The 23965-nt window shown below is 69.9% G+C and carries 22 protein-coding genes; 9 read left to right on the top strand and 13 right to left on the bottom strand.

From position 1 onward, the window contains the following. The 12 genes from rpsC to rpsL form a co-directional block, all read right to left on the bottom strand. Positions 1–819 (bottom strand): 30S ribosomal protein S3, encoded by an 819-nt coding sequence (gene rpsC / locus F4559_RS01250; RefSeq protein WP_184665750.1) that lies wholly within the window; start codon positions 817–819, stop codon positions 1–3. Next, positions 819–1220: a 50S ribosomal protein L22 gene (gene rplV / locus F4559_RS01245; RefSeq protein WP_184665749.1), complete on the bottom strand. Its 402-nt coding sequence runs from the start codon at positions 1218–1220 to the stop codon at positions 819–821. Before rplV ends, rpsC begins: the two co-directional genes overlap by 1 nt. Positions 1221–1255: 35 nt before the next feature. Further along, the gene (gene rpsS / locus F4559_RS01240) at positions 1256–1537 is read right to left on the bottom strand and encodes a 30S ribosomal protein S19 (RefSeq protein ID WP_121009855.1); all 282 of its coding nucleotides are present in this window, start codon (positions 1535–1537) and stop codon (positions 1256–1258) included. A gap of 18 nt (positions 1538–1555) precedes the next feature. Continuing rightward, the gene (gene rplB, locus F4559_RS01235; RefSeq protein ID WP_184665748.1) at positions 1556–2389 is read right to left on the bottom strand and encodes a 50S ribosomal protein L2; all 834 of its coding nucleotides are present in this window, start codon (positions 2387–2389) and stop codon (positions 1556–1558) included. A gap of 22 nt (positions 2390–2411) precedes the next feature. Next, on the bottom strand, positions 2412–2711 hold the full coding sequence (rplW, locus tag F4559_RS01230) for a 50S ribosomal protein L23 (RefSeq protein WP_184665747.1): 300 nt from the start codon (positions 2709–2711) through the stop codon (positions 2412–2414). Then, complete coding sequence (gene rplD, locus F4559_RS01225; RefSeq protein ID WP_184665746.1) at positions 2708–3397, bottom strand: 50S ribosomal protein L4; 690 nt, start codon at positions 3395–3397, stop codon at positions 2708–2710. The genes rplW and rplD overlap by 4 nt, the downstream gene beginning before the upstream one ends. A gap of 2 nt (positions 3398–3399) precedes the next feature. Next, positions 3400–4050, bottom strand: coding sequence for a 50S ribosomal protein L3 (gene rplC, locus F4559_RS01220; protein WP_184665745.1), 651 nt, complete (start codon positions 4048–4050; stop codon positions 3400–3402). Between the two features lie 51 nt (positions 4051–4101). Then, positions 4102–4407, bottom strand: a complete 306-nt coding sequence (gene rpsJ / locus F4559_RS01215) for a 30S ribosomal protein S10 (RefSeq protein ID WP_003938093.1) — start codon at positions 4405–4407, stop codon at positions 4102–4104. A 321-nt stretch (positions 4408–4728) separates the two neighbouring features. Next, positions 4729–5922, bottom strand: a complete 1194-nt coding sequence (tuf, locus tag F4559_RS01210) for an elongation factor Tu (protein WP_184665744.1) — start codon at positions 5920–5922, stop codon at positions 4729–4731. A 139-nt stretch (positions 5923–6061) separates the two neighbouring features. Beyond that, a complete protein-coding gene (gene fusA / locus F4559_RS01205) occupies positions 6062–8164 on the bottom strand; it encodes an elongation factor G (protein ID WP_184665743.1) in 2103 nt (700 codons plus the stop codon). 92 nt (positions 8165–8256) lie between these two features. Further along, the gene (rpsG, locus tag F4559_RS01200; protein ID WP_073885923.1) at positions 8257–8727 is read right to left on the bottom strand and encodes a 30S ribosomal protein S7; all 471 of its coding nucleotides are present in this window, start codon (positions 8725–8727) and stop codon (positions 8257–8259) included. Then, positions 8727–9101, bottom strand: coding sequence for a 30S ribosomal protein S12 (gene rpsL / locus F4559_RS01195; RefSeq protein WP_030473471.1), 375 nt, complete (start codon positions 9099–9101; stop codon positions 8727–8729). Before rpsL ends, rpsG begins: the two co-directional genes overlap by 1 nt. A gap of 509 nt (positions 9102–9610) precedes the next feature. Here rpsL and F4559_RS01190 point away from each other — a divergent pair. From F4559_RS01190 to F4559_RS01150, 9 genes are all read left to right on the top strand, one after another. Further along, positions 9611–10168, top strand: coding sequence for a YbaB/EbfC family nucleoid-associated protein (locus F4559_RS01190; protein WP_184665742.1), 558 nt, complete (start codon positions 9611–9613; stop codon positions 10166–10168). Next, positions 10165–10482 carry a WXG100 family type VII secretion target gene (locus tag F4559_RS01185; protein WP_184665741.1) on the top strand — a complete coding sequence of 106 codons (318 nt, stop codon included), beginning with the start codon at positions 10165–10167 and terminating at the stop codon, positions 10480–10482. The genes F4559_RS01190 and F4559_RS01185 overlap by 4 nt, the downstream gene beginning before the upstream one ends. Beyond that, the gene (locus F4559_RS01180) at positions 10482–15554 is read left to right on the top strand and encodes a WXG100-like domain-containing protein (protein ID WP_184665740.1); all 5073 of its coding nucleotides are present in this window, start codon (positions 10482–10484) and stop codon (positions 15552–15554) included. The genes F4559_RS01185 and F4559_RS01180 overlap by 1 nt, the downstream gene beginning before the upstream one ends. Then, a complete protein-coding gene (locus F4559_RS01175) occupies positions 15551–16096 on the top strand; it encodes a hypothetical protein (RefSeq protein WP_184665739.1) in 546 nt (181 codons plus the stop codon). The genes F4559_RS01180 and F4559_RS01175 overlap by 4 nt, the downstream gene beginning before the upstream one ends. After that, positions 16093–17688 (top strand): hypothetical protein, encoded by a 1596-nt coding sequence (locus F4559_RS01170; RefSeq protein WP_184665738.1) that lies wholly within the window; start codon positions 16093–16095, stop codon positions 17686–17688. The genes F4559_RS01175 and F4559_RS01170 overlap by 4 nt, the downstream gene beginning before the upstream one ends. A gap of 2 nt (positions 17689–17690) precedes the next feature. Beyond that, positions 17691–18539: a phosphotransferase family protein gene (locus F4559_RS01165; RefSeq protein WP_312865425.1), complete on the top strand. Its 849-nt coding sequence runs from the start codon at positions 17691–17693 to the stop codon at positions 18537–18539. A 38-nt stretch (positions 18540–18577) separates the two neighbouring features. Further along, positions 18578–18868, top strand: a complete 291-nt coding sequence (locus F4559_RS01160) for a TFIIB-type zinc ribbon-containing protein (RefSeq protein WP_184665737.1) — start codon at positions 18578–18580, stop codon at positions 18866–18868. A 94-nt stretch (positions 18869–18962) separates the two neighbouring features. Further along, positions 18963–19418, top strand: a complete 456-nt coding sequence (locus F4559_RS01155; RefSeq protein WP_184665736.1) for a hypothetical protein — start codon at positions 18963–18965, stop codon at positions 19416–19418. A 104-nt stretch (positions 19419–19522) separates the two neighbouring features. Then, positions 19523–19840: a hypothetical protein gene (locus F4559_RS01150; RefSeq protein ID WP_184665735.1), complete on the top strand. Its 318-nt coding sequence runs from the start codon at positions 19523–19525 to the stop codon at positions 19838–19840. A 207-nt stretch (positions 19841–20047) separates the two neighbouring features. Here F4559_RS01150 and F4559_RS01145 read toward each other — a convergent pair whose 3' ends face one another. Then, positions 20048–23944: a DNA-directed RNA polymerase subunit beta' gene (locus F4559_RS01145; protein ID WP_184665734.1), complete on the bottom strand. Its 3897-nt coding sequence runs from the start codon at positions 23942–23944 to the stop codon at positions 20048–20050. Between the last annotated feature and the right edge of the window lie 21 nt (positions 23945–23965).

Here is a 23965-nt window from a genome sequence, read left to right as displayed (position 1 = left end):
TCAGCCCTCCGTCTTCTCTGCTGCCGGAGCGTCCGCCTGCGCGTCGGCGGCGGCGCGGCCGGCCTCGGTGCTGGTGGCGGTGGTGCCGCTGGCGCCCGAACGACGCGCCCGGTTCGGGCGGTCGCCGCGGTCACGACGCGGCGCGCGGTCGGCGGCCGGGGCCGCGTCACGCTCGCGCTTGGCGCTGAGGCCACCGACGATGTCGCCCTTGTAGATCCACACCTTCACGCCGATGCGGCCGAAGGTGGTGCGGGCCTCGAAGAAGCCGTAGTCGATGTCCGCGCGCAGCGTGTGCAGCGGGACCCGACCGTCGCGGTAGTGCTCGGAGCGGGACATCTCGGCGCCGCCGAGACGGCCGCCGCACTGCACGCGGATGCCCTTGACCTGCGGCGAGCGCATGGCCGACTGGATCGCCTTGCGCATCGCGCGGCGGAACGCCACGCGGTTGGACAGCTGCTCGGCGACGCCCTGCGCCACGAGCTGCGCGTCCGACTCCGGGCTCTTCACCTCGAGGATGTTGAGCTGGACCTGCTTCTTGGTGAGCTTCTCCAGCTCGCCGCGGATGCGGTCCGCCTCGGCGCCGCGGCGACCGATGACGATGCCCGGCCGGGCGGTGTGGATGTCGACGCGGACCCGGTCACGGGTGCGCTCGATCTCCACCTTGGAGATGCCGGCACGCTCCATGCCGCGCGAGAGCAGCTTGCGGATCTTGACGTCCTCGGCCACGTACTCGGCGTACTGCTTGTCGGCGTACCAGCGGGACTTCCAGTCGGTGGTGATCCCCAGCCGGAAGCCGTGCGGGTTGATCTTCTGACCCACTACCGAGCACTCCCCTTCGCGCTGGTCTTCTTGGGACGGCTCTCCACCTCGACGGTGATGTGGCTCGTCCGCTTGCGGATCCGGTAGGCGCGGCCCTGGGCGCGCGGGCGGAACCGCTTGAGGGTCGGACCCTCGTCCACGTAGACCTTCGACACCCACAGGGTGTCGGGGTCCAGGGACAGGTTGTTCTCGGCGTTGGCCACGGCGCTCGCGAGCACCTTGCGGACCGGCTCGCTTGCCGCCTGCGGAGCGAACTGGAGCACGGCCAGGGCCTCGCTGGCGCTACGACCCCTGATGAGCTCGACGACGCGGCGCACCTTCATCGGCGTGTCGCGGACGTAGCGAGCCCGAGCCACGGCGCGCGGGAACTCCTGCGCGGTGGCGTCGTTACGGGCGTTCATCGCTGCTTCCCCTTGCTCTTCCTCTAGTTCGTCGCCTAGCGGCGGCGCGACTTCCGGTCGTCCTTGATGTGGCCCTTGAAGGTGCGCGTCGGCGCGAACTCGCCGAGCTTGTGCCCGACCATCGACTCCGTCACGAACACCGGCACGTGCTTGCGGCCGTCGTGCACCGCGATCGTGTGGCCCAACATGTCGGGGATGATCGTCGACCGGCGGGACCAGGTCTTGATGACGGTCTTCTTGCCCGACTCGTTGAGGACGTCCACCTTCTTGAGCAGGTGGTCGTCCACGAAGGGGCCCTTCTTAAGGCTGCGTGGCATCCTTCACTCCCTCCCTGCTCAGCGCTTCTTGCCGGTGCGACGACGCCGGACGATGAGCCTGTCGCTTGCCTTGCGGCGGCGGGTACGGCCTTCGGGCTTACCGGCCGGGTTCACCGGGTGGCGACCACCGGAGGTCTTGCCCTCACCACCACCGTGCGGGTGGTCGACCGGGTTCATGGCGACACCACGCACCGTGGGCTTCTTGCCCTTCCAGCGCATGCGGCCGGCCTTGCCCCAGTTGATGTTCTGGTGCTCCGCGTTGCCGACCTCGCCGACCGTGGCGCGGCAGCGCACGTCCACGTTGCGGACCTCGCCCGAAGGCATCCGCAGCTGGGCGTACGGGCCGTCCTTGGCGACGAGCTGGACGCTCGCACCGGCCGACCGGGCGATCTTGGCGCCGCCACCGGGGCGCAGCTCGATCGCGTGCACGACCGTGCCGACCGGGATGTTGCGCAGCGGCAGGTTGTTGCCCGGCTTGATGTCGGCCTTGGGGCCGTTCTCCACGACGTCGCCCTGCTGGAGCTTCGCCGGGGCGATGATGTAGCGCTTCTCGCCGTCGACGTAGTGCAGCAGCGCGATGCGCGCGGTCCGGTTGGGGTCGTACTCGATGTGCGCGACCTTGGCCGGGATGCCGTCCTTGTCGGTGCGGCGGAAGTCGATCAGACGGTAGGCCCGCTTGTGGCCGCCGCCCTTGTGCCGCGTCGTGATCTTGCCCGACGCGTTGCGGCCACCGCGGCCGTGCAGCGGACGGATCAGCGACTTCTCCGGCGTCGACCGAGTGATCTCGGCGAAGTCGGAGACGCTCGCACCGCGACGACCCGGGGTCGTCGGCTTGTACTTGCGAATGCCCATCTCTACGCAGTCCTCGTCGTCATCAGGCGGCCGGGCCGCCGAAGATCTCGATCGGCTTGCTCTCGGCGGACAGCGTCACGATGGCGCGCTTGGTGTCCTTGCGCTTGCCGTAGCCCGTCTTGGTCCGCTTGCGCTTGCCCTGACGGTTGATCGTGTTGACGCTGACGACCTTGACGCCGAAGACCTTCTCCACGGCAATCTTGATCTGGGTCTTGTTCGAGCCGGGAGCCACCACGAAGGTGTACTTGTTCTCCTCGAGCAGCCCGTAGGACTTCTCGGAGATGACCGGCGCGAGCAGGATGTCCCGGTGGTCGGGGATCACTTGTCGTCCTCCACTTCGGACGAACCGGCGACCGCCTCGGCCGAGCCCTTGCCCTGCTGGGCCTTGCTCGCGAGGAACACGTCCAGAGCGTCCTTCGTGAACACCACGTCGTCGTTGACGAGCACGTCGTAGGTGTTCAGCTGACCCGGCGTGATCAGGTGCACGTGCGGGAGGTTGCGCAGGCTGACCCACGACGCCTCTTCGCTCTCCAGCAGCACGACCAGCACCCGGCGAGCCTCGGTGACCGAGTCCAGGATCTTGCGGGCGGTCTTCGTCGACGGGGTGGCGTCACCCGCGAGAAACTCGCTCACGACGTGGACCTGGCCGGCACGCGCCCGGTCGGAGAGGGCGCCACGCAGGGCGGCGGCCTTCATCTTCTTGGGGGTGCGCTGGCTGTAGTCGCGCGGCACGGGGCCGTGCACGACGCCACCGCCGGCGAACTGCGGCGCACGGGTCGAGCCCTGGCGGGCGCGGCCGGTGCCCTTCTGGCGGTACGGCTTCTTACCGCCACCGGACACCTCGCCGCGGGTCTTCACCTTGTGCGTGCCCTGGCGCGCGGCGGCCTGCTGGGCCACGACGACCTGGTGCAGCAGCGCGATGTTCGCCTTGGCGTCGAAGATGGCGGAGGGCAGCTCGACGGAACCGTCGCTCTTGCCGTCCGGGGTGCGGATCTCGACCGACGTCATGATCAGGCACCACCCTTCGCAGCGGTCTTGATGAACACGGTGCCGCCCTTGGGACCGGGCACCGCGCCCTTGATGAGCAGCAGGCCGGACTCGACGTCGACCTTGTGCACCTTGAGGTTCTGGGTGGTCACGCGCGCGTGGCCCATGCGGCCCGCCATGCGCAGACCCTTGAACACGCGGCCGGGCGTGGCGCAGCCGCCGATGGAACCCGGCGAGCGGTGCTTGCGCTGGGTGCCGTGGCTCGAGCCGAGACCGGCGAAGCCGTGGCGCTTCATGACACCCGCGGTGCCCTTGCCCTTGGAGGTGCCGACGATGTCGACAACCGCGCCGGCCTCGAACACCTCTGCGGTGATCTCCTGGCCGACCTGGTACTCGGAGGCGTCCGTGGTGCGCAGCTCCGCCAGGTGTCGACGGGGCGTGACGCCCGCCTTGGCGAAGTGGCCCGCGACGGGCTTGTTGACCTTGCGCGGGTCGATCGCGCCGAAGGCCAACTGGACTGCCGAGTAGCCGTCGTTCTCCTGGGTCCGAATCTGGGTGACCACGTTCGGCTCGGCCTTGACGACGGTCACCGGGACGATCCGGTTGTTCTCGTCGAAGACCTGCGTCATGCCGAGCTTGGTGCCCAGGAGGCCCTTGACCTGCCTGTCAGACATGGTTCTCGTTACTCTCCGCCCCAAATGGGATCAACACTGCCGCGTCCACGCTTACTGGATGTTGACGTCGACGCTCGCCGGCAGGTCGATGCGCATGAGCGCGTCCACCGTCTTCGGCGTCGGGTCGAGGATGTCGATCAGGCGCTTGTGCGTGCGCATCTCGAAGTGCTCGCGCGAGTCCTTGTACTTGTGCGGCGAGCGGATGACGCAGTACACGTTCTTCTCAGTGGGCAGCGGCACAGGCCCGACGACCCGAGCGCCGGTGCGCGTCACGGTCTCGACGATCTTGCGCGCGGACGCGTCGATCGCCTCGTGGTCGTAGGCCTTGAGCCGGATGCGGATCTTCTGTCCCGCCATGATGGCTTGCCGTTCCTCTGCTTCTAGTACCGCTGCGGCGCGGGCACCTTTCACGAGGTCACGGGACCTCCGGCGCGCTCCGCCCCCTATTCAGGACTGACACCTGCGCGGTGTCACGGTGCCCGGTCCACGCGGTCGGGCGTGTCGCGCCCTCTGCTCAGACCGGTCCCACTGATGAAACCTGTGGGATTGTCGTACTGATAACCCCGCTCGTGACGGGGCGGCCGTATTCGATGAATCCGGCCGCCCCGACGAGCAACCCGTCAATGGTCGCACACGACGTGCGCGGGGCCAAATCGGGGGTGGAGTTCTAGCGCCGGGTCACTTGATGATCTTGGTGACCGAGCCGGCGCCGACGGTGCGGCCACCCTCGCGGATGGCGAACCGCAGGCCCTCGTCCATGGCGATCGGCTGGATCAGCTTCACGGCCATGGTCGTGGTGTCGCCCGGCATGACCATCTCGGTGCCCTCGGGGAGGGTCACGACGCCGGTCACGTCGGTCGTCCGGAAGTAGAACTGCGGACGGTAGTTGTTGAAGAACGGCGTGTGGCGGCCACCCTCGTCCTTCGACAGGATGTAGACCTGCGCGTCGAACTCGGTGTGCGGGGTCGTGGTGCCCGGCTTCACGATCACCATGCCGCGCTCCACCTCCTCGCGCTTCACGCCGCGCAGCAGCAGGGCGGCGTTGTCGCCGGCCTGGCCCTCGTCGAGGAACTTCTTGAACATCTCGATCGAGGTGACCGTGGTCTTCTTCGAGGTCTCCTTGATGCCGACGATCTCGACCTCTTCGTTGACCTTGACGATGCCGCGCTCGATACGACCGGTCACGACGGTGCCACGACCGGTGATCGTGAAGACGTCCTCGACCGGCATCAGGAACGGGCGGTCGACCTCGCGCTCCGGCTCCGGGATGTTCTCGTCCACGGCGTCCATGAGGCCGATGAGCTTCTCGCCCCACTCGGCGTCGCCCTCGAGCGCCTTCAGCGCCGAGACGCGCACGACCGGCAGGTCGTCGCCCGGGAACTCGTACTCGGAGAGCAGCTCGCGGACCTCGAGCTCGACGAGCTCCAGGATCTCCTCGTCGTCCACCATGTCGGCCTTGTTCAGGGCCACCACGATGTAGGGGACGCCGACCTGGCGGGCCAGGAGGACGTGCTCCTTGGTCTGCGGCATCGGGCCGTCGGTCGCCGCGACCACCAGGATGGCGCCGTCCATCTGCGCCGCACCGGTGATCATGTTCTTGATGTAGTCGGCGTGACCGGGGCAGTCGACATGCGCGTAGTGGCGCTTGTCGGTCTGGTACTCGATGTGCGCGATCGAGATCGTGATGCCGCGCTGCTTCTCCTCCGGCGCCTTGTCGATCTGGTCGAACGGCGTGAAGGGGTTGAGGTCCGGGTACTTGTCGTGCAGGACCTTGGAGATCGCCGCGGTCAGCGTCGTCTTGCCGTGGTCGATGTGACCGATGGTGCCGATGTTGACGTGCGGCTTCGTCCGCTCGAACTTCGCCTTCGCCACTGGATTGTCCTCCTGGACTTCTATTGCTGTGCCCGGCGGGTGGATTGCCTTGCCCGCCGGGCGTCACGTCAGGGTTTTGCGGACCCCAGGGACTCACAACCCGGGGAGCCCGCGTGGTGCTGCGGTGCTCCGGTCCGGGTTACTCGCCCGTCGCCTTCGCGATGATCTCCTTGGCCACGTTCGTGGGAACTTCGGCGTAGGAGTCGAACGTCATCGAGTAGTTGGCGCGACCCTGGGTCTTCGACCGCAGGTCGCCCACGTACCCGAACATCTCCGACAGCGGGACCAGCGCCTTGACGACACGGGTACCGCTGCGCTCCTCCATGGCCTGGATCTGGCCACGGCGGGAGTTCAAGTCGCCGATCACGTCGCCCATGTACTCCTCGGGCGTGGTGACCTCGACCGCCATGAGCGGCTCCAGCAGAGCCGGGTCGGCCTTGCGGGCGGCTTCCTTGAGCGCCATCGAACCGGCGATCTTGAAGGCCATTTCCGACGAGTCGACCTCGTGGTAGGCGCCGTCGAGCAGCGTCACCTTGATGCCGACGAGCGGGTAGCCCGCGAGCACGCCGTACTGCATGGCGTCCTGCGCACCGGCGTCGACCGACGGGATGTACTCGCGCGGGACGCGACCGCCGGTGACGGCGTTGACGAACTCGTAGAGCGCGCCGTCTTCCTGCTTCTCCAGCGGCTCCAGGTCGATGAGGACCTTCGCGAACTGGCCGGAGCCACCGGTCTGCTTCTTGTGGGTGTAGGAGTACTTCTCCACCTTGCGGCGGATGGTCTCCCGGTACGCCACCTGCGGCTTGCCGATGTTGGCCTCGACCTTGAACTCGCGGCGCATGCGGTCCACCAGGATGTCCAGGTGGAGCTCGCCCATGCCGGCGATGATGGTCTGGCCGGTCTCCTGGTCGAGCTTGACCCGGAAGGTCGGGTCCTCCTCGGCCAGCTTCTGGATCGCGGTGCCCAGCTTCTCCTGGTCGGCCTTCGTCTTGGGCTCGATCGCCACCTCGATGACCGGCTCGGGGAAGGTCATCGACTCCAGCACGATGGGGTGCTGCGGGTCCGACAGGGTCTCACCGGTCGTGGTGTCCTTCAGACCGATCACGGCGTAGATGTGGCCCGCGATGGCCTCGTCGACCGGGTTCTCCTTGTTGGAGTGCATCTGGAAGATCTTCCCGATGCGCTCCTTGCGGTCCTTCGTGGAGTTGATGACCTGCGTCGAGGTCGCGACCCGGCCGGAGTAGACCCGGATGTAGGTCAGCTTGCCGAAGAACGGGTGCACGGCGATCTTGAACGCCAGCGCGGAGAACGGCTCGTCGGTGGACGGCTTGCGGAAGGCCGGCGTCTCGCCGTCCTGCAGCGTGCCCTCGACCGGCGGGAGGTCCAGCGGTGCCGGCAGGTAGTCGATGACCGCGTCGAGCATGGGCTGCACGCCCTTGTTCTTGAACGCGGAACCGCACAGCACCGGGTACGCGGAGCCCTCGGCCACGATCTTGCGGATGCCCGCCTTGATCTGGGCGACGGTGATCTCCTCGCCCGCGAGGTAGGACTCCATCAGCTCGTCGTCGGTCTCGGCCACGGCCTCGACCAGCGCCTCGCGGTACTCCTGCGCCTTGTCCAGGAGGTCCGCGGGGATCTCCTCGATGGCGTAGTCCTCGCCCTTCTGGACCTCGCCACGCCAGGTCAGCGCACGCATCTCGACCAGGTCGACGACGCCGATGAAGTCGCTCTCCGACCCGATCGGGATCTGGATCGGCAGCGGCTTCGCGCCCAGGCGGTCGGAGATCGTCTTCACCGTGAAGTAGAAGTCCGCGCCGAGCTTGTCCATCTTGTTGACGAAGCAGATGCGCGGGACGTCGTACTTGGTGGCCTGGCGCCAGACCTGCTCGGACTGGGGCTCGACGCCCTCCTTGCCGTCGAAGACGGCAACGGCACCGTCGAGCACGCGCAGGTTGCGCTCGACCTCGACGGTGAAGTCGACGTGGCCGGGCGTGTCGATGATGTTGATCTGGTGGTTCTTCCAGAAGCAGGTCGTCGCGGCCGACGTGATCGTGATGCCGCGCTCCTGCTCCTGCTCCATCCAGTCCATCACGGCCGCGCCGTCGTGGACCTCGCCGATCTTGTAGCTGATCCCGGTGTAGAACAGGATCCGCTCGGTCGTCGTGGTCTTGCCCGCGTCGATGTGGGCCATGATCCCGATGTTGCGGACCTTGGCCAGGTCGGTGAGCACGTCCTGTGCCACGGGTGTCTTCCCCTGTCTTGAGCTCTGGTGGCAGGCTCACTAGGGCTGGGAGGGCCGGGCGGTCCGCTCGGGGCGGACCACCCGGCACCACGTCACCAGCGGTAGTGGGCGAAGGCCTTGTTCGACTCGGCCATCTTGTGCGTGTCCTCGCGGCGCTTGACGCTCGCGCCCAGGCCGTTGCTCGCGTCGAGCAGCTCGTTCATCAGGCGCTCGATCATGGTCTTCTCACGGCGCTGCCGGGAGAAGGTGATCAGCCAGCGCAGGGCGAGCGTGGTCGAGCGACCGGGCTTCACCTCGACGGGCACCTGGTAGGTCGCACCACCGACGCGGCGGCTCTTGACCTCGAGGGCGGGCTTCACGTTGTCGAGCGCACGCTTGAGCGTGACGACCGGGTCGGTGCCGGTCTTCTCGCGGGCGCCCTCAAGGGCGCCGTACACGATCCGCTCGGCCACGGAGCGCTTGCCGTCGACCAGCACCTTGTTGATGAGCTGGGTCACCAGCGGAGAGCTGTAGACCGGGTCGGAGATCAGCGGCCGCTTCGGGGCCGGTCCCTTGCGGGGCATCAGCTCTTCTCCTTCTTCGCGCCGTAGCGGCTGCGAGCCTGCTTGCGGTTCTTCACGCCCTGCGTGTCGAGCGAACCGCGAATGATCTTGTACCGGACACCGGGGAGGTCCTTCACACGACCGCCGCGCACGAGCACCATCGAGTGCTCCTGGAGGTTGTGGCCCTCACCCGGGATGTACGCGGTGACCTCGATGCCGCTCGTCAGCTTCACGCGGGCGACCTTGCGGAGCGCCGAGTTCGGCTTCTTGGGCGTGGTCGTGTAGACGCGGGTGCACACGCCGCGCCGCTGCGGGCTGCCCTTGAGGGCCGCGGTCTTCTGCTTCGCGACCTTGTCCTGCCGGCCCTTGCGGACCAACTGCTGGATCGTTGGCATTCGCCGACTGCTTCTTCCTGTGGAGTACCCGCCGGTCGACCGACCTTCGGGCACTGTTTACCTGGTCCCTCTCTGCACCCGAGGTCGGGCGTGTCGCCCGCTCTCCCAGGTCCGCAGGCGACGACCCAGGACGCCCCTGCGAGTGGAGGTCACCGCGGCCGGCTGTCCAGCACAACTGGCGCGTAGGCACGCGGAGCGGCCCGACATGGGTCGGGCACGAGTACCAAAGATACCCCTCCCCGATCCCAAGGGTCAAAACGGATGCGGGGTGCCCTGGCAGGGCGTTCGCAAGATCGGACGAGCCGGCGCGGAGGCCGCGCACGACACCGTTCCGCGGCGCCGGATTCGCCCAGATCCACGCGACCGGGTGTCACCCGGTCCGGTTCCCGTCACCGCCGGGGGAATGACGCAGGCCACTGCGCGAATCCGGCCGTTCGCCGTACAGGTGCGGAAAACCTCGTTACGTTCCAGGCCATTCCCCTGAGTGAGCACGGAGGTACCGACCGTTGATGTCCGACTGGGACGACACCGACGCCCTGGCCGCACGCAACGCGCGGCTCCGCGACACCGTCGACGGCCTCATGCGCGACCTCCGCGAACGCACCGACGGGCTGCGCGAGGCGCAGGAGGAGATCGCGGGCATGGCGGGCGAGGCGTCGTCGGCCGACGGCACCGTGACGGCGCGGGTCGACTCCACCGGGCTGCTCGACCGGCTCGACCTGTCGTCGCGCGCGTTCGAGCGGACGACGCCCGAACAGCTCGCGCGGGTGATCACGCAGGTGGTCCGCGAGGCGGCGGGTGGCGTGCGGGAACGCGTGAGCGCCCGGATGACGCCGCTCACCTCCGACGAGACCATGGTCGACCTGCCCGACCTCGTACCCGGCGCACCGTCCCTGCGGGACATGTTCCGGGTCGCGAGCCGCGACGAACCCGTGCCCGCCGCCGAGGAGTACGGCGGTTCCGTGCTGCGCGACGACGCTCCCGCGCGCCGGCCCGTCGTGCGGTCGGACGAACCGGACGAGGACTTCGGCGACGGCTCGATCCTCAAGCGGGGTGACCGCTGGTGACCGGCCTGACCAGGATCGAGGTCGACCAGGTCGTCGCGAGTGCCGAGAAGCTCGGTCACGTCGGCGAGGACATGGTCGAACGGGCCGAGGCGCTCACGCGGGCGTTGCAGGCCCAGGGCGCGTGCTGGGGCGGCGACGAGTCCGGCCAGGCGTTCGCCAAGGACTACGTGCCGGCGTCCGGGAACATGGAAGAGGCCATGCACAAGATCGCCGAGGCGCTCCAGGCGATCGCGAAGAACCTGGTCGACCAGGCCGAGTCCATGCGGACCCTCGACGGGGGCAACGCCGCCGCACTCGACGGCCTGGACGCCTGATGGGCATGGAACTGCCCGCCGAGCTGCACTGGCTCGCGTGGATCGCCGGCGGCGACTGGCCCGAGGGCGACGAGACGAAGGTGGCCCTGCTCGCCGACGCGTGGGAACGCTCGGCACAGGACATCGAGACGACGTTGCGCGACGCGGACGCCGCCGCCAAGCAGGCCATGTCCCACATGGACGGTGCCGCGGCCAAGGCGTTCGAGGAGTACTGGGCCAAGGTCTCACAGGGTGAGGACGCCACCCTGCCGAAGATGAAGCACGTCTCGGAGGAGCTGGCCAAGGCGTGCCGGAACTGCGCGATGCAGATCGAGTACGCCAAGCTCTCGACGTACGTGGCGATCGCGCTGCTGGCCATCCAGATCGCGATCATGATCGCGTCGGCCGTCGCCACGTTCGGCGCGTCCACCGCGGGCATCGTCCCGGCGCAGCTGGCCACGCGCGCGGCCGTGCAGATGATCTACCGCAGGCTCGTGCAGTCCCTGATGCAGAACATGGGACGGCGGCTGATCGGGCGGATCGCGATGAACGTCGGCATGGAGGTCGTGACGTCGGTCGCGACCGACCTGGGCGTGCAGGCGTTCCAGATCATGAAGGGCACGCGCGAGTCCGTCGACACGAAGCTGACGCTGGACGCGGCCAAGTCGGGTGCGATCTCCGGCGTCATCGGCGCGGGCGTCGCCGAGGGCATGGGGAAGGCCCTCGGCGACGGTGTCGGTGACGGCCTGGCCAAGTCGGTGGCGCGCAACGCCGGCGAGGAGGCCGTGACCGGTGGGCTGTCGTCGGTGGCCGAAGGGCTGATGAGCGAGGAGGGGCTCAAGCTCGAGGACGTCGTGCAGGGCACGGTGTCGGGCGGTGTCGGCGGCGCGGTGGGCGGTACCAAGGCGCACCTGGACGGCATGCGGGTCGACGTGCCGGACCTTTCGTCCACACCGGACTTGTCGGCGTCGCCCGCGTCGTCGTCCACTGCGGACGTGCCGCGGCCGGTACGCCCGTCCGACACGACCTCGGCCTCCTACGCGGCGCCGACCGCCGACGTGCCCACGCCGTCGCTTCCCGGGACGCCGGGACAGCCGGGGTCGTCGGCGCAGGAGGCGGACGGGCCCACCCGGACGGCCGCGTCGGCGTTCACCGCGCCCGACCGGTCCGCCGGGATGCCCGGAGGGGTCGCGCCGCCGTCGACCTCGACCGTCGCGCCCTCGGGGCCGCCCCAGGATCGCGCGTCGGAGCGCTCGGCTCCCCCGGGCCAGGCTTCCCCCGGTGCGGCGCAACCGGGGGCGTCGACGCCCAACCGGGGCGTGCCGACCGGGCCGACGTCCGCGTCACCGGGCAGCCACACGCAGGCTCCGGCGCACCAGGCCGGTCCGACACCGCCCACCACGGCACCGCAGGCCGGTTCGCACGCCCCGGCACAGCAGGCGGCGTCGCCCACCTCCACGCCGCACGCCCCGGCCCACCAGGCGAGCTCGCCGGCACCGGCCCACCAGGCGACGCCGCCGGCTCAGGCGAGCCCGCACCCGCCGGCTCAACAGGCGACGTCGTCCGCGGCGGCGGCGCACACCGCGACACCACAGGCACCGCCCTCCGCGCCGCCCCAGCAGCCGAGCACGCACGCCCAGCACGCGGCGCCACCGGCGGGTCCCCACACTCCCGGCACGACGCCCGGTCCGCAGTCCACCGGCACGACACCGAACAGTGCGCACTCCTCGCCGTCGGGTCACGCCCAGCCGGACGCACGGCACGAGACCCGCGCCCAGGGCAGCACGGCGACCGCGCCCCCGATCACCCCGACGACCGGTCAACCGACCGGGCACGGCACACCGACCGGCGGACCCACCCCGGGTGGCCAACCGGGCATGCGGCCGGTCCCACCCGACCACGCACACCCGCCCCGTCCGCTGTCCACGCCGGCACCGCGGCCCATGCCCCCGACGGGCCCGCCGACCCCGACCGGCCGCCCCGGGCCCGCGACGCCCGACGCACCCGGACGCACCGCTCCGGCACACACTCCCCCGGCAGCCGGACACCGGACCGCGCCGAACGCCGCCCGTCCCGGCCCGAACGCCTTGCCCGCCAGGACCGACACCGGCCCGCGTCCGGCGTCGACCGGGTTGCCGGCGAACGCCCGACCCGGCACGCCGCCGCCCGCACGGCCCGTCCCCGGGAACCGGCCCGCGACACCGGGCATCGGACCCGACGGACCACCGGCGGCCCACTCCGACGCGGCACCGCGAACCCGGCCCGACGCCGCGTCGCACCGGGCCGCGCAACCCGACGCCGCGCAGCGGCAACCCACCCGTCCCGACACCGCTCTGCCCGGTGCGACCCGGCCCTCGACGGCCGAGCACCGCGGCGAGCCGGGGCGGCCGTGGCAGCCGCCCGAGGTCGACGCGCGTCCCGCCCGGAACGCGGTGCCCACCGAGGCGCCGCTGTCCGCCGAGGCCAAGGCGCAGGCGTTCCTCGACGAGATCAAGCGGTTGAACCGCCCGGTCCCGCTGCCCGACGGACTCGGGCACCTGTCGCGGGCGGTGTCGTTCAGCCCGGCCGGACTTTCCTTGTACGACAACGCCAACCTGTCCGTGAAGCGCTCCGCGCAGCAGGTGGCACCCGACCCCGACCGGTACACCGTCGACCTGCACGGCAGTTCCGGCCGGGTGCGCGTCGGCGAGCACGACCTGACCCCGGAGCAGCTCGCCGCGATCATCAGGTCGAGCGGCGACTGGGACGGGACCAAGCCCATCCGCCTCGTGTCCTGCCAGACCGGGGCGAACGGGGACGGGTTCGCGGCCCGGCTCGCCCGGGAACTCGGCGTCGACGTCGTGGCACCGAACCGGGACGCCTGGGTCGACGAGTCGGGCAACGTGTTCGCCTCGTCGGCCTCGTTCGACCACCGGGCGGGCGACTTCACCCCGGGCTGGCCGCCCGACGGCGCGTGGTCCACGTTCCGCCCCGACGGCACCTCGACCCCGCACGGCGAACCGACGCCACCGGGCCACACCCCCACCTGGGGCGACAAGGTGCCCGACGACAAACCCCGAGCCTGGCGACGTGGCGAACCGTTCATGCCCGTGTGGGGCAACGGCACCCACAACGCCCCCAACGCGTTCCAGCCGATGCCCCACCAGGGAGCGGACCGGCACCAGAACAGGCCGCCGTGGCACGACCAGGACTGGCAGAACCCGGCGGGGTGGAACCACGGTCCCGATCCGCGCGCCCTGCCCGCCCCCACCGGTCACCCCGGTTTCGGGTCCGGTCCCCGCATCGGTCCGCCTCCCGGTCCCCGCATCGGTCCGCCTCCCGGCCACGACTCCGGCTTCGCACCACCGCCGGGCTTCGGCCCGCGCACCGGCGGCGCACCCGACACCGGCTTCGGCCCCGGCCCGGCCCGGCACCACGACCAGGGCTACGGCACGAATCCGAGCCGAACCCACAACCCCGGCCACGGCACGAACCAGGCCCACAACCCCGCGTACAGGACGAATCCGGGCCAAGGCTTCGACCCCGCTCGCGGCTTCGGCCAGGGCCGTGCGCACGGGATGTCCGGAGGCGGCACAGCCCCGAACACCGGGCAGCAGGTCCCGTCACCGGCCAACCGGCGTCCCGATCCGAACGCCGGACAGTCGTCGTACCGCCCCCTGTCCCCGCCCGACGGCCGCGGCCACCAGGCCCGTCCCGGCCAGGACCGCCACGACAACCGTCGGCAGCCACCCCGGCCCTCGCCGCAGCAGGCCACGTACCCGCAGGGCAACCGGCAGCCGCCTCCGGGTCGGGGGTGGACGCCGGACCCGCGACAGGGGCACGGGCAACCGGCCTTCCCGCAGGGCCGCCACCGGCCACCGGTGCAGCAACCTCCCCAGAGGCAACCGTTCCGCGCACCGGACCCCGCACCGCCGCCGCGGCAACCTCTCGCGCCACAACCGCCTGACGGGCAACAGCAGTTCCGACAACCACAGCCGTTCCACGGGCAACCACAACAGCCGACCCACCCACAACCTCAGGCCGGCCGGCCCGACCCCGCGAACACGGCACGGCAGTGGAACCAGCCCACGGCTCCGGTCGCGGCCGAACCGGCCCGGGTCACCCCGGCCGGCACACCGAGGAAGGTCACCGACGACGGGCTCGAATGGGTCCACACCCGGCAGCAACAGCTGACCGGGGACCTGTCGAAGGCGGAGATCGCCCTACGCGACCAGGCAGTCCGGCACTACATGGCCGAACGCGGGGTCGACGAGGCCACCGCACGCGAGGAGAACACCTCCAGCGTGGTCGCCTCCGACGGCCGGTTCGTCCAGCTGCCGCCGCGCCCGGTCCCGATCGACGAGCTCTACCTGGACAAGCTGGCCGTGTACGTCGAGATGCGCGGGTCGTCCTCCGTGCCGTTCCCCGACTTCGACCCGGACCTGCCGCTGCCCGACCACCTGCCGCTGAGCGTCACCCTTCCGACGCAGGGCATGCACGACGCCCCCGCGATGGGCCGGGACACCATCGCCGAGGGACTCGCGGCGGACAACCACGGGGTGCGGCCGGTCTGGCGCGACCAACCGGACTGGACCGCACCGGAGAACGCGGTGTACCGCCGGGACGGGCGTTCGTTCGCCAAGGTCATCGCCGACGGCGGCCTGCTGCCGCACGGGACCGACTTGAACATCGACGCGCACGTGCTCGGTGCCACGAGGAACTCGGGCTTCACCTCGTTCACCAAGAGCCTGGAGGACCTGGTCGCCCGCGATTCCCAGAAGGACGCCGAGTTGATCTCGGGAGGAGAGGAAGAGGGCTTCGAGGTGCGCCTCGAATACGTTTACGAGGCTTATCATCCGCACGGCATCGACGTCGACGCCACGCGCCGGATGGCCGGCGACACCACGTCGAATCACCAGGAAAGCGAAGTGGTGTTCCCCGGTGGGATCGACTTCAAGTACGTCGCACGGGTGTTCCCGGTGCACGTGACCTACCGGAAGGGTCCGGACGGCCTCCTGAAAGAGGTCGGCACGAAATTCCAGCCCGCGATCGAGAACCCGAACTTCATCGGCGCGCGAACCGGGCGCCCTGGCACACCGGAGCGTCCGGCATGATCTCCATCAGGCTCGAAGCGGCCTACCTCCGCCCGGAGAAGGCGCTGTTCCGCCGTGATCCCCGCGAGCCGGACGACGTCTTCGCGAACGGTTTCCCGGCGCACGGCCCCATCCCGCCGGTCGACGAGGACTTCCCGGGCGTCGAGGGCGACGACGACTTCGTCCTGTTCCACACCGCCATCGAGGTCGCCCTGCTCGGGACGCCGGCACCCGGCTGCCCGCAGGTCGCCCAGGACTCGAAATCCCGCACCGTCGTCGAGCACCTCTACGAGGGCCACCACCGGCACGGCCTGCACGTCGACATCACCCGGCATCGCAACGGCCTGCGGTCGCTGCCGCCGGAGCGGCGGGGTCTGCTGCTGTTCGACGAGGGGTTCCCGGCGGCGCACGTCCTGCGGGCCTTCCCCATGCTGATCACCCTGAGGCTCGACGAGTACGGCCGGTACCGCGTGCACGGGACGCGGTTCCTGCCGCCGGTCGAGAACCCCGGCTTCGAGTTCCGCGCCGAAATGGACGCCCTGAACGAAGGAACCCGGCAGTGAAGGCGATCTTCCCCGAGCGGACGGACCCGACCGGGTACGTCGTCTGGGCCGACCGGCTGTACCCGGTCGCGGAGTACCTGGTCGGACCGTTCGGCGAGGTCGTCGTGGTGGCCGACGAGGACGCGACGACCCTGCTCCACAACGGGGCTGAGTCGTCGTTCCAGCTCCGACCCGGAGTGCGGGTCGGTAACCGGTTCGCCACGCTGGTGGAGGTCCGGGACGACGGCACCGCGGCCGTGGTGCCGGGCGGCTGGCGGCATGCCGGGGACACGTACGCACCCGACGCGGTCGAGGTCGTGCCCGTGACGGAGTGCGCAAGCCTGTTCCAGGTGCGGTACGAGGTGCTGCCGGCGCCGGACTACCAGCCGGCGCCGTTCCTGTACCTGCCGCCCGCGTACCCGGTGCCGGACGTGTCCGAGGCCGAGGGCCGGTACCTCGACGAGATCACGCGGGCGCTCGCCGAGGACGCACCCGAAGGCTGGACCAGGATCGACGTCGAGGTGTGGGCGCTGGGTGCCTGGCAGTTGCTCACCGCGTCCGCGACGACCACCGCCGGCGTCGTGCACTGGTCGCCGCGGCCGATGGTGGGCCAGGGCTTCACCCGGCTGCGCACGGCCACCTACGGCCCGTCCGGTGCCTGGTACCGCGCGGACTACGTGGTCGAGCGTGACGGCACGCCCCGGGTGGCCTACGACCGGAAGACGGAACCGCCGTGGCGCCCGTTCTACTTCCGCCCCCACGACGAGCCGGACTTCGGGTACGCACGGCAGGAACTGCTGCGTTTCCCGCGTGCCCTGGGCGACACGCCGGACTGGCTGGTGCGCGCGGCGGCGGAACTGCTCGACCTGGAGGTCGGCGCCGGGACGGGCAGGCTCGACCCGTGGCAGCCCGCGCTCTCGTCCGACCTGACGTCGGCACGCACGTTCGACGCGGTGGTCGAGGGCGACACGCCGGTGTTCCACCGCCAGCCGGTGAACGCCGACGAGAAGCAGCTCCTGCTCGGCTTCCTGCGCGGCGGCGTCGTGGTGCTGGCGGGTCGGGGGCACGCCCCCGACCTGATGCACCCGGAACGCGAGCAGCGCGTGCCGATGACCTACCTGACCGACGGCCGCTGGGTGTGGTCGGAGTCGGTCACCCACTACCTGGAGCACTACGACATCGCGCCGGACAACAACTTCCTCGCGCACATCCGGCACGTGCGCTACTCGGGGACCACGCGGCTGCCGACGGCGCTGCTCGCCCGTGCCACGTCGTTGGTGACCCGGCAGTACCAGGGCGGGACGGCCGAGGACGTCGAGCCGGGTCTGGCGGCCGAGGTCGAGCAGGCTTACGGGTCCGCGGCGAGCGTCGCACGGTTCCTTGGGCTGGCACCGTCGGCGTACTCGATCGGCTCCGAAGTGGACGGTGCACTGTGCCTGGTGCGGGAGGGCGACTACTTCGTGGTGTTCTGGTCGTTCCGGGGCGAAAGGCGGTTCTCCGGCAGCTTCGACAACCCGGGCGACGCGGCGACCTACCTGATCGGCTTCTTCTACAGCTACTCGGAGGCGTTGCGGGAGCCGGTGGAGACCGGCGGTCCCGGTGATTCACTGTGACCGTGGACGACCTGGTCGCGGGGATGGTCGCGCTCGCCGCTGGCGGTGCGCACGAGGTGTTGGCCGTGCGCGGCCCGGTGGTGGTCGTGCGGGTGGGCGACGTCGTGCTGAAGGCGCACGAGCCGGGCACGGACCTGGACGCGTTGACACTGCGTTTGGCCGTGGCCGAGCGGCTGGGCCGGGTGTTGCTGCCGCCGCTGGGTCCGCCGGTCGTGGTCGGCGACCGGGTGGTGACGTCGTGGCCTTACGGGCGGCCGGTGCCGCAGGGCGAGCCCGAGTCGTTGCCGATGGAAGTCGCGGGACGGCTGTTGGCCGAGCTGCACCGCGTGCCGGCGCCGGCCGGGAGCCCCGAGGCCACGGCGTGGGCGCGGATGGTGCGTGCCGTGCGGGACATGCCGACGCACGTCGACGGCGCGGCGCTCGTCGAGCGGGCGTTCGCGACCCTGCCCGAGCGGGGGCCGTCCGGGTCGACGCTCGTCCACGGCGACTGGCACCTGGGCCAGTTGCTGTGGCGGGACGGGTGGTGGTTGATCGACCTGGACGACCTGGGGTTCGGCGACCCGGCGTGGGACCTGGCCCGCCCGGCGGCGTTGCTGCTGGCGGGCGTGCTCGACGACGTGACGTGGGCGCGGCTGCTCGACGCCTACCTGGACGCCGGCGGTACGGCCGTGCGGCGGGACGACCCTTGGGCGGCGCTGGAGGTGCCGGCGCGGGCGTTGGTGATCCAGATGGCGGCACGTGCGCTCACCGCTGCGGAGCGTGACGGCAAGCGTTTGGAGTCGGCGCAAAGTGCCCTGATGGATGCTTGCGCCCGGATCGTCTCCACGCATGTACCCATGGCTCGCGGCTAATATCGCGGGTACAGCACCGAGAGCAGGAGGCTCACACGATGCAGTGTCCCAAGTGCCATGCGAACATGCGCACCTACGACCGGATGGGTGTGCACATCGAGCAGTGCGACGGCTGCCGGGGCGTCTTCCTGGACTACGGCGAGCTGGAAGCCATCACGCGCCTGGAGGCCCAGACGCACACCCCGCCGCCCCCGCCGCCGGCGGCGCACGCGCCCGCTCCGCAGGTCCACTACGTGCAGACCCAGCCCGCCTGGGGTCACGGTGGCTACGGGCACGGGTACGGCCACCGGAAGCACCACGGGCTCGCGGGACTGTTCTTCTCCTCCTGATCCCCGCCGGGGTGGCCTCGCCGCAGGGCGGGGCCACCGGGTTGTCACTACCGAGAAAAGGCGTGATAATCGGTAGTGAACGGAGGGAGCCGTCATGTCCGTCGCCACCGAGGCCGCGCTGATCCGGGACCTGTTCGCGCAGGTCGAGGACATCGAAGAGGTCGCGTTCACGCTGTCCGCCGACGACGAGCGGCGCTCCAAGCTGACCGACGTGGTCGAGCGGGTGCTGTCCTCGGCACCACCCGTCCGGCCGGTCGTGGCGGGCGAACTGCTCGACCTGACCGAGAAGACGGTCAAAGCCTGGGCACGCGAGGGAGTGCTCGCCGTGCACAGCGAATCGCCCCGGATGCTGTTGGACGCCGTCCGCCTGCACGAGGTCATGCACGTCGTGGCCGAACTGCGGCGGGCCGGGAAGACGCGGGGACTGCTGGACGAGGTGCACCGCAGGTTGAGCGACGCCGCGCTGGTCGAGCGGCCGGACCTGGTCGAGAGCATCGCCCAGATGAACCGCGGTGAAGGACGCGTGGTCCGCACAGGTTGGTCGAAGTAGTCGAAACGCCGGTGGCCTCGTTGCAAGCCGCCGGATTACGCGGGCCTGCACGGCAGGCATATGAACGGTTCCTCGATGAACTGTCCCATTCCGGCTGCGCCGCGATGGGGTACCGGGTCACCGGGCCCGAGCCGTTGTCGCGGTTGTGCGTGAAGCACCTGCGCGGGGCCGATCGGGTCGTGGTGGCTTTTCCGTCTGTCGACACGGCGTGGGTGTTGCTGGTCGGTCGGCATGACGATGATCCCGGGCGGAATCTTTACGACGCGTTGTACGAGTTGGCCGGGGTGGCGCCTCGGTTGGACGAGCGGCGGACGAAGCCGCCCTGCTGTGCGGACGGTGTACCCCCACTCGCCGACGCGGATCTTGTGGACGACCTGGTGGCCAAGGCTCGGGCGTTGGGTAAAGCTCGTCGGCGGTCGTGAAGTCTTCGAAAGATCGAGAGCGAAGAGCTTGAAGCGACGCTCGCCGCTTGGCAGGCCGCCAAAGAGAAGGTAAGTGCTCGGTTCTCCGTCTGGGCTTGCGCCCCCGGCTTTCGTTGTGGCTCGTGGTTGCCGAACGCGGCGGTAGAAAGGGAATGGCCCCCGGCGGTCTGCCGGGGGCCATTCCCTTTGTGCTTCTGTCGACTTCGGTCAGCGGTAGTCGCGGCCGAAGTCGTAGTCGTCCAGCGGGACGGCTGCGCCGGTGCCCGTGCCGAAGACGTCGGGCGTGTAGTAGCCGTCGTCGTAGCTCGGGATGGCGTAGGCCGCCGCGCGGGCTTCCTCGGTGGGCTGGACCTGGATGTTCCGGTACCGGTTGATGCCGGTGCCGGCCGGGATCAGCTTGCCGATGATCACGTTCTCCTTCAGGCCGATCAGCTTGTCCGACCGGCCGTTGATGGCGGCGTCGGTCAGGACTCGCGTGGTCTCCTGGAAGGACGCTGCCGACAGCCACGAGTCGGTGGCCAGCGACGCCTTCGTGATGCCCATCAGGACCGGACGGCCGGCGGCCGGCTCGCCGCCCTCGGCGACGACCTGGCGGTTGCCCGACTCGAAGTCCGACCGCTCGACCAGCGAGCCCGGCAGGAACTCCGTCGCGCCCGAGTCGATGATCGTCACGCGGCGCAGCATCTGCCGCACGATGACCTCGATGTGCTTGTCGTGGATGGCCACACCCTGGGCGCGGTACACCTTCTGCACTTCCTGGACCAGGTGCAGCTGGGCCTCGCGCGGGCCCATGACGCGCAGCACCTCGTGCGGGTCCGGCGTGCCTTCCAGCAGCTGCTGGCCGACGGCCACGTGGTCGCCGTCCTGCAACGGGCCGGTCGGGGTGTTGGCCAGGCGCTGACGCTTCGACAGCTTCTCGAAGATGATCTCCTCGGACCCGTCGTCCGGGATGAGGGTGATCTTCCAGAAGCGGTCGCCGTCCTCGATGCGGACGCGGCCGTCGACGTCGGCGATCGGGGCCTTGCCCTTGGGGACGCGGGCCTCGAACAGCTCCTGCACACGGGGCAGACCGGTGGTGATGTCGTCACCGGCCACACCACCCTGGTGGAACGTACGCATCGTCAGCTGCGTGCCGGGCTCACCGATCGACTGGGCGGCGACGATGCCGACGGCCTCGCCGACGTCGACCAGCTTGCCGGTCGCCATCGAACGGCCATAGCAGGACGCGCACACGCCGACCGCGGACTCGCAGGTCAGCACCGAGCGGACCTTCACCCGGACGACGCCCGCGTTGATCAGCGTCTGCAACGCCGGGTCGCCGAGGTCGTCACCGCGGTTGAGCACCACGTTGCCGTCGGCGTCGGTGATGTCCTCCGCGATGGTCCGCGCGTAGACCGAGGTCTGCGCGAACTCGTGCAGGCCCACCTTGTCGCCCAGGCGCTCGCCGACGGTCATGTTCACGCCGCGGGTCGTGTTGCAGTCGATCTCGCGGATGATCACGTCCTGCGACACGTCCACCAGACGACGGGTCAGGTAACCCGAGTCGGCGGTGCGCAGCGCGGTGTCGGCCAGACCCTTGCGGGCACCGTGGGTCGCGATGAAGTACTCCAGCACCGACAAGCCCTCGCGGAACGAGTTCTTGATCGGACGCGGGATGTACTCGCCCTTCGGGTTGGTCACCAGACCACGCATGCCGGCCAGCGAGCGGACCTGGGTCATGTTGCCCGCCGCGCCGGACTTCACGATCATGCGGATCGAGTTGTCCTCGGGGAAGTTGGCCTCCATGACCTCGGCGACCTCTTCCGTCGCCTTGGTCCACACCTTGACCAGCTCGCTGTTGCGCTCGGTGTAGGAGAGCTGACCGCGCTGGTAGCGCTTCTCCACCGCGTCGGCGAGCTTCTCGTGCTCGTCCAGGATGCCCTGCTTGGCCTCGGGCACGAGGACGTCCGAGATCGCGACCGTGACGCCCGACCGGGTGGCCCAGTGGAAGCCCGCGTCCTTCAGCTTGTCCAGCGTCCGGGCGACGGTGACCATCGGGTACCGCTCGGCGAGGTCGTTGATGACCGTGGCCTGCCGCTTCTTGGGCATGACCTCGTTCAGGAACGGGTAGTCCTGCGGCAGGATCTCGTTGAACAGCACGCGGCCGAGCGTGGTGTGCGCCAGCCACGGCTGACCGGGCTCCCAGCCCTCCGGCTCCTGGCCCTTCGGCGGGTTCTTGTCCGAGATGCGGATCTTGGCCATGGCCTGCAGACCCAGCACCTTGCGGTCGTACGCCATCTGCGCCTCGGCCGGCGAGGAGAACGCCAGGCCCTCGCCGAGGTCGTCCTCCTTGTGCCGGGTCAGGTGGTACAGGCCGGTCACCATGTCCAGACGCGGCATGGCCAGCGGCTTGCCCGACGCGGGCGAGAGGATGTTGTTCGACGACAGCATCAGCACGCGCGCCTCGGCCTGGGCCTCGGCGGACAGCGGCAGGTGGACGGCCATCTGGTCACCGTCGAAGTCGGCGTTGAACGCCTCACAGACCAGCGGGTGGAGCTGGATGGCCTTGCCCTCGACCAGCTGCGGCTCGAACGCCTGGATGCCGAGGCGGTGCAGCGTGGGCGCGCGGTTGAGCAGCACGGGGTGCTCGGTGATGACCTCTTCGAGCACGTCCCACACGGCCGGGCGCGCACGCTCGACCATCCGCTTGGCGGACTTGATGTTCTGCGCGTGGTTGAGGTCCACGAGCCGCTTCATGACGAACGGCTTGAACAGCTCCAGCGCCATCTGCTTGGGCAGACCGCACTGGTGCAGCTTGAGCTGCGGGCCGACCACGATGACCGAACGGCCCGAGTAGTCGACGCGCTTGCCGAGCAGGTTCTGGCGGAACCGGCCCTGCTTGCCCTTGAGCAGGTCGGACAGCGACTTGAGCGGCCGGTTGCCCGGACCGGTGACCGGACGACCGCGGCGGCCGTTGTCGAACAGCGCGTCGACGGCCTCCTGGAGCATCCGCTTCTCGTTGTTGACGATGATCTCGGGTGCGCCGAGGTCGATCAGTCGCTTGAGGCGGTTGTTCCGGTTGATCACGCGGCGGTACAGGTCGTTCAGGTCGGACGTCGCGAAGCGGCCACCGTCGAGCTGCACCATCGGGCGCAGGTCCGGCGGGATGACCGGGACGCAGTCCAGGACCATGCCCTGCGGGTTGTTGCGCGTGGCCTGGAACGCGGCCACGACCTTCAGCCGCTTGAGCGCGCGCAGCTTCTTCTGGCCCTTGCCGCTGCGGATGGTCTCGCGCAGGTTGTCGGCCTCGGCGTCCACGTCGTAGTCGCCCAGCAACCGCTGGATCGCCTCGGCGCCCATGGCACCGGTGAAGTAGTCGCCGTAGCGGTCGTACAGCTCGCGGTAGAGCAGCTCGTCCGCGATCAGCTGGGCCTTGTCCAGCTTGGTGAACGTGGACCAGATCTCGTCGAGCCGGTCCAGCTCGCGCTGCGCGCGGTCGCGCAGCTGGCGCATCTCGCGCTCGCCGCCCTCCTTGACCTTGCGGCGGACGTCGGACTTGGCGCCCTCGGCCTCCAGCTCGGCCAGGTCGGCTTCCAGCTTCTGCGCGCGGGCCTCGACGTCGGCGTCCCGCCGGTTCTCGACGCGCTTGCGCTCGACCTGCATCTCGCTTTCCAGCGTCGGCAGGTCGTTGTGGCGCAGCTCGGCGTTGACGCCCACGATCACGTAGGCGGCGAAGTAGATGATCTTCTCGAGGTCCTTGGGGGCCAGGTCGAGCAGGTAGCCCAACCGGCTCGGGACGCCCTTGAAGTACCAGATGTGCGTGACGGGCGCGGCCAGTTCGATGTGGCCCATGCGCTCGCGGCGGACCTTCGCGCGGGTCACCTCGACGCCACAGCGCTCACAGATGATGCCCTTGAAGCGCACGCGCTTGTACTTGCCGCAGTAGCACTCCCAGTCCCGCGTGGGACCGAAGATCTTCTCGCAGAACAAGCCGTCCTTCTCCGGCTTGAGCGTGCGGTAGTTGATGGTCTCGGGCTTCTTGACCTCGCCGTAGGACCACTGCCGGATGTCGTCCGCGGTCGCGAGACCGATGCGGAGCTCGTCGAAGAAGTTGACGTCGAGCACGTCTACTCTCTTCCCCTTTTT

Origin of the sequence: Saccharothrix violaceirubra (genome assembly GCF_014203755.1) — a bacterium.
Classification (GTDB): Bacteria; Actinomycetota; Actinomycetes; order Mycobacteriales; family Pseudonocardiaceae; genus Actinosynnema; species Actinosynnema violaceirubrum.
This window is presented reverse-complemented; position numbering and strand designations above follow the sequence as displayed.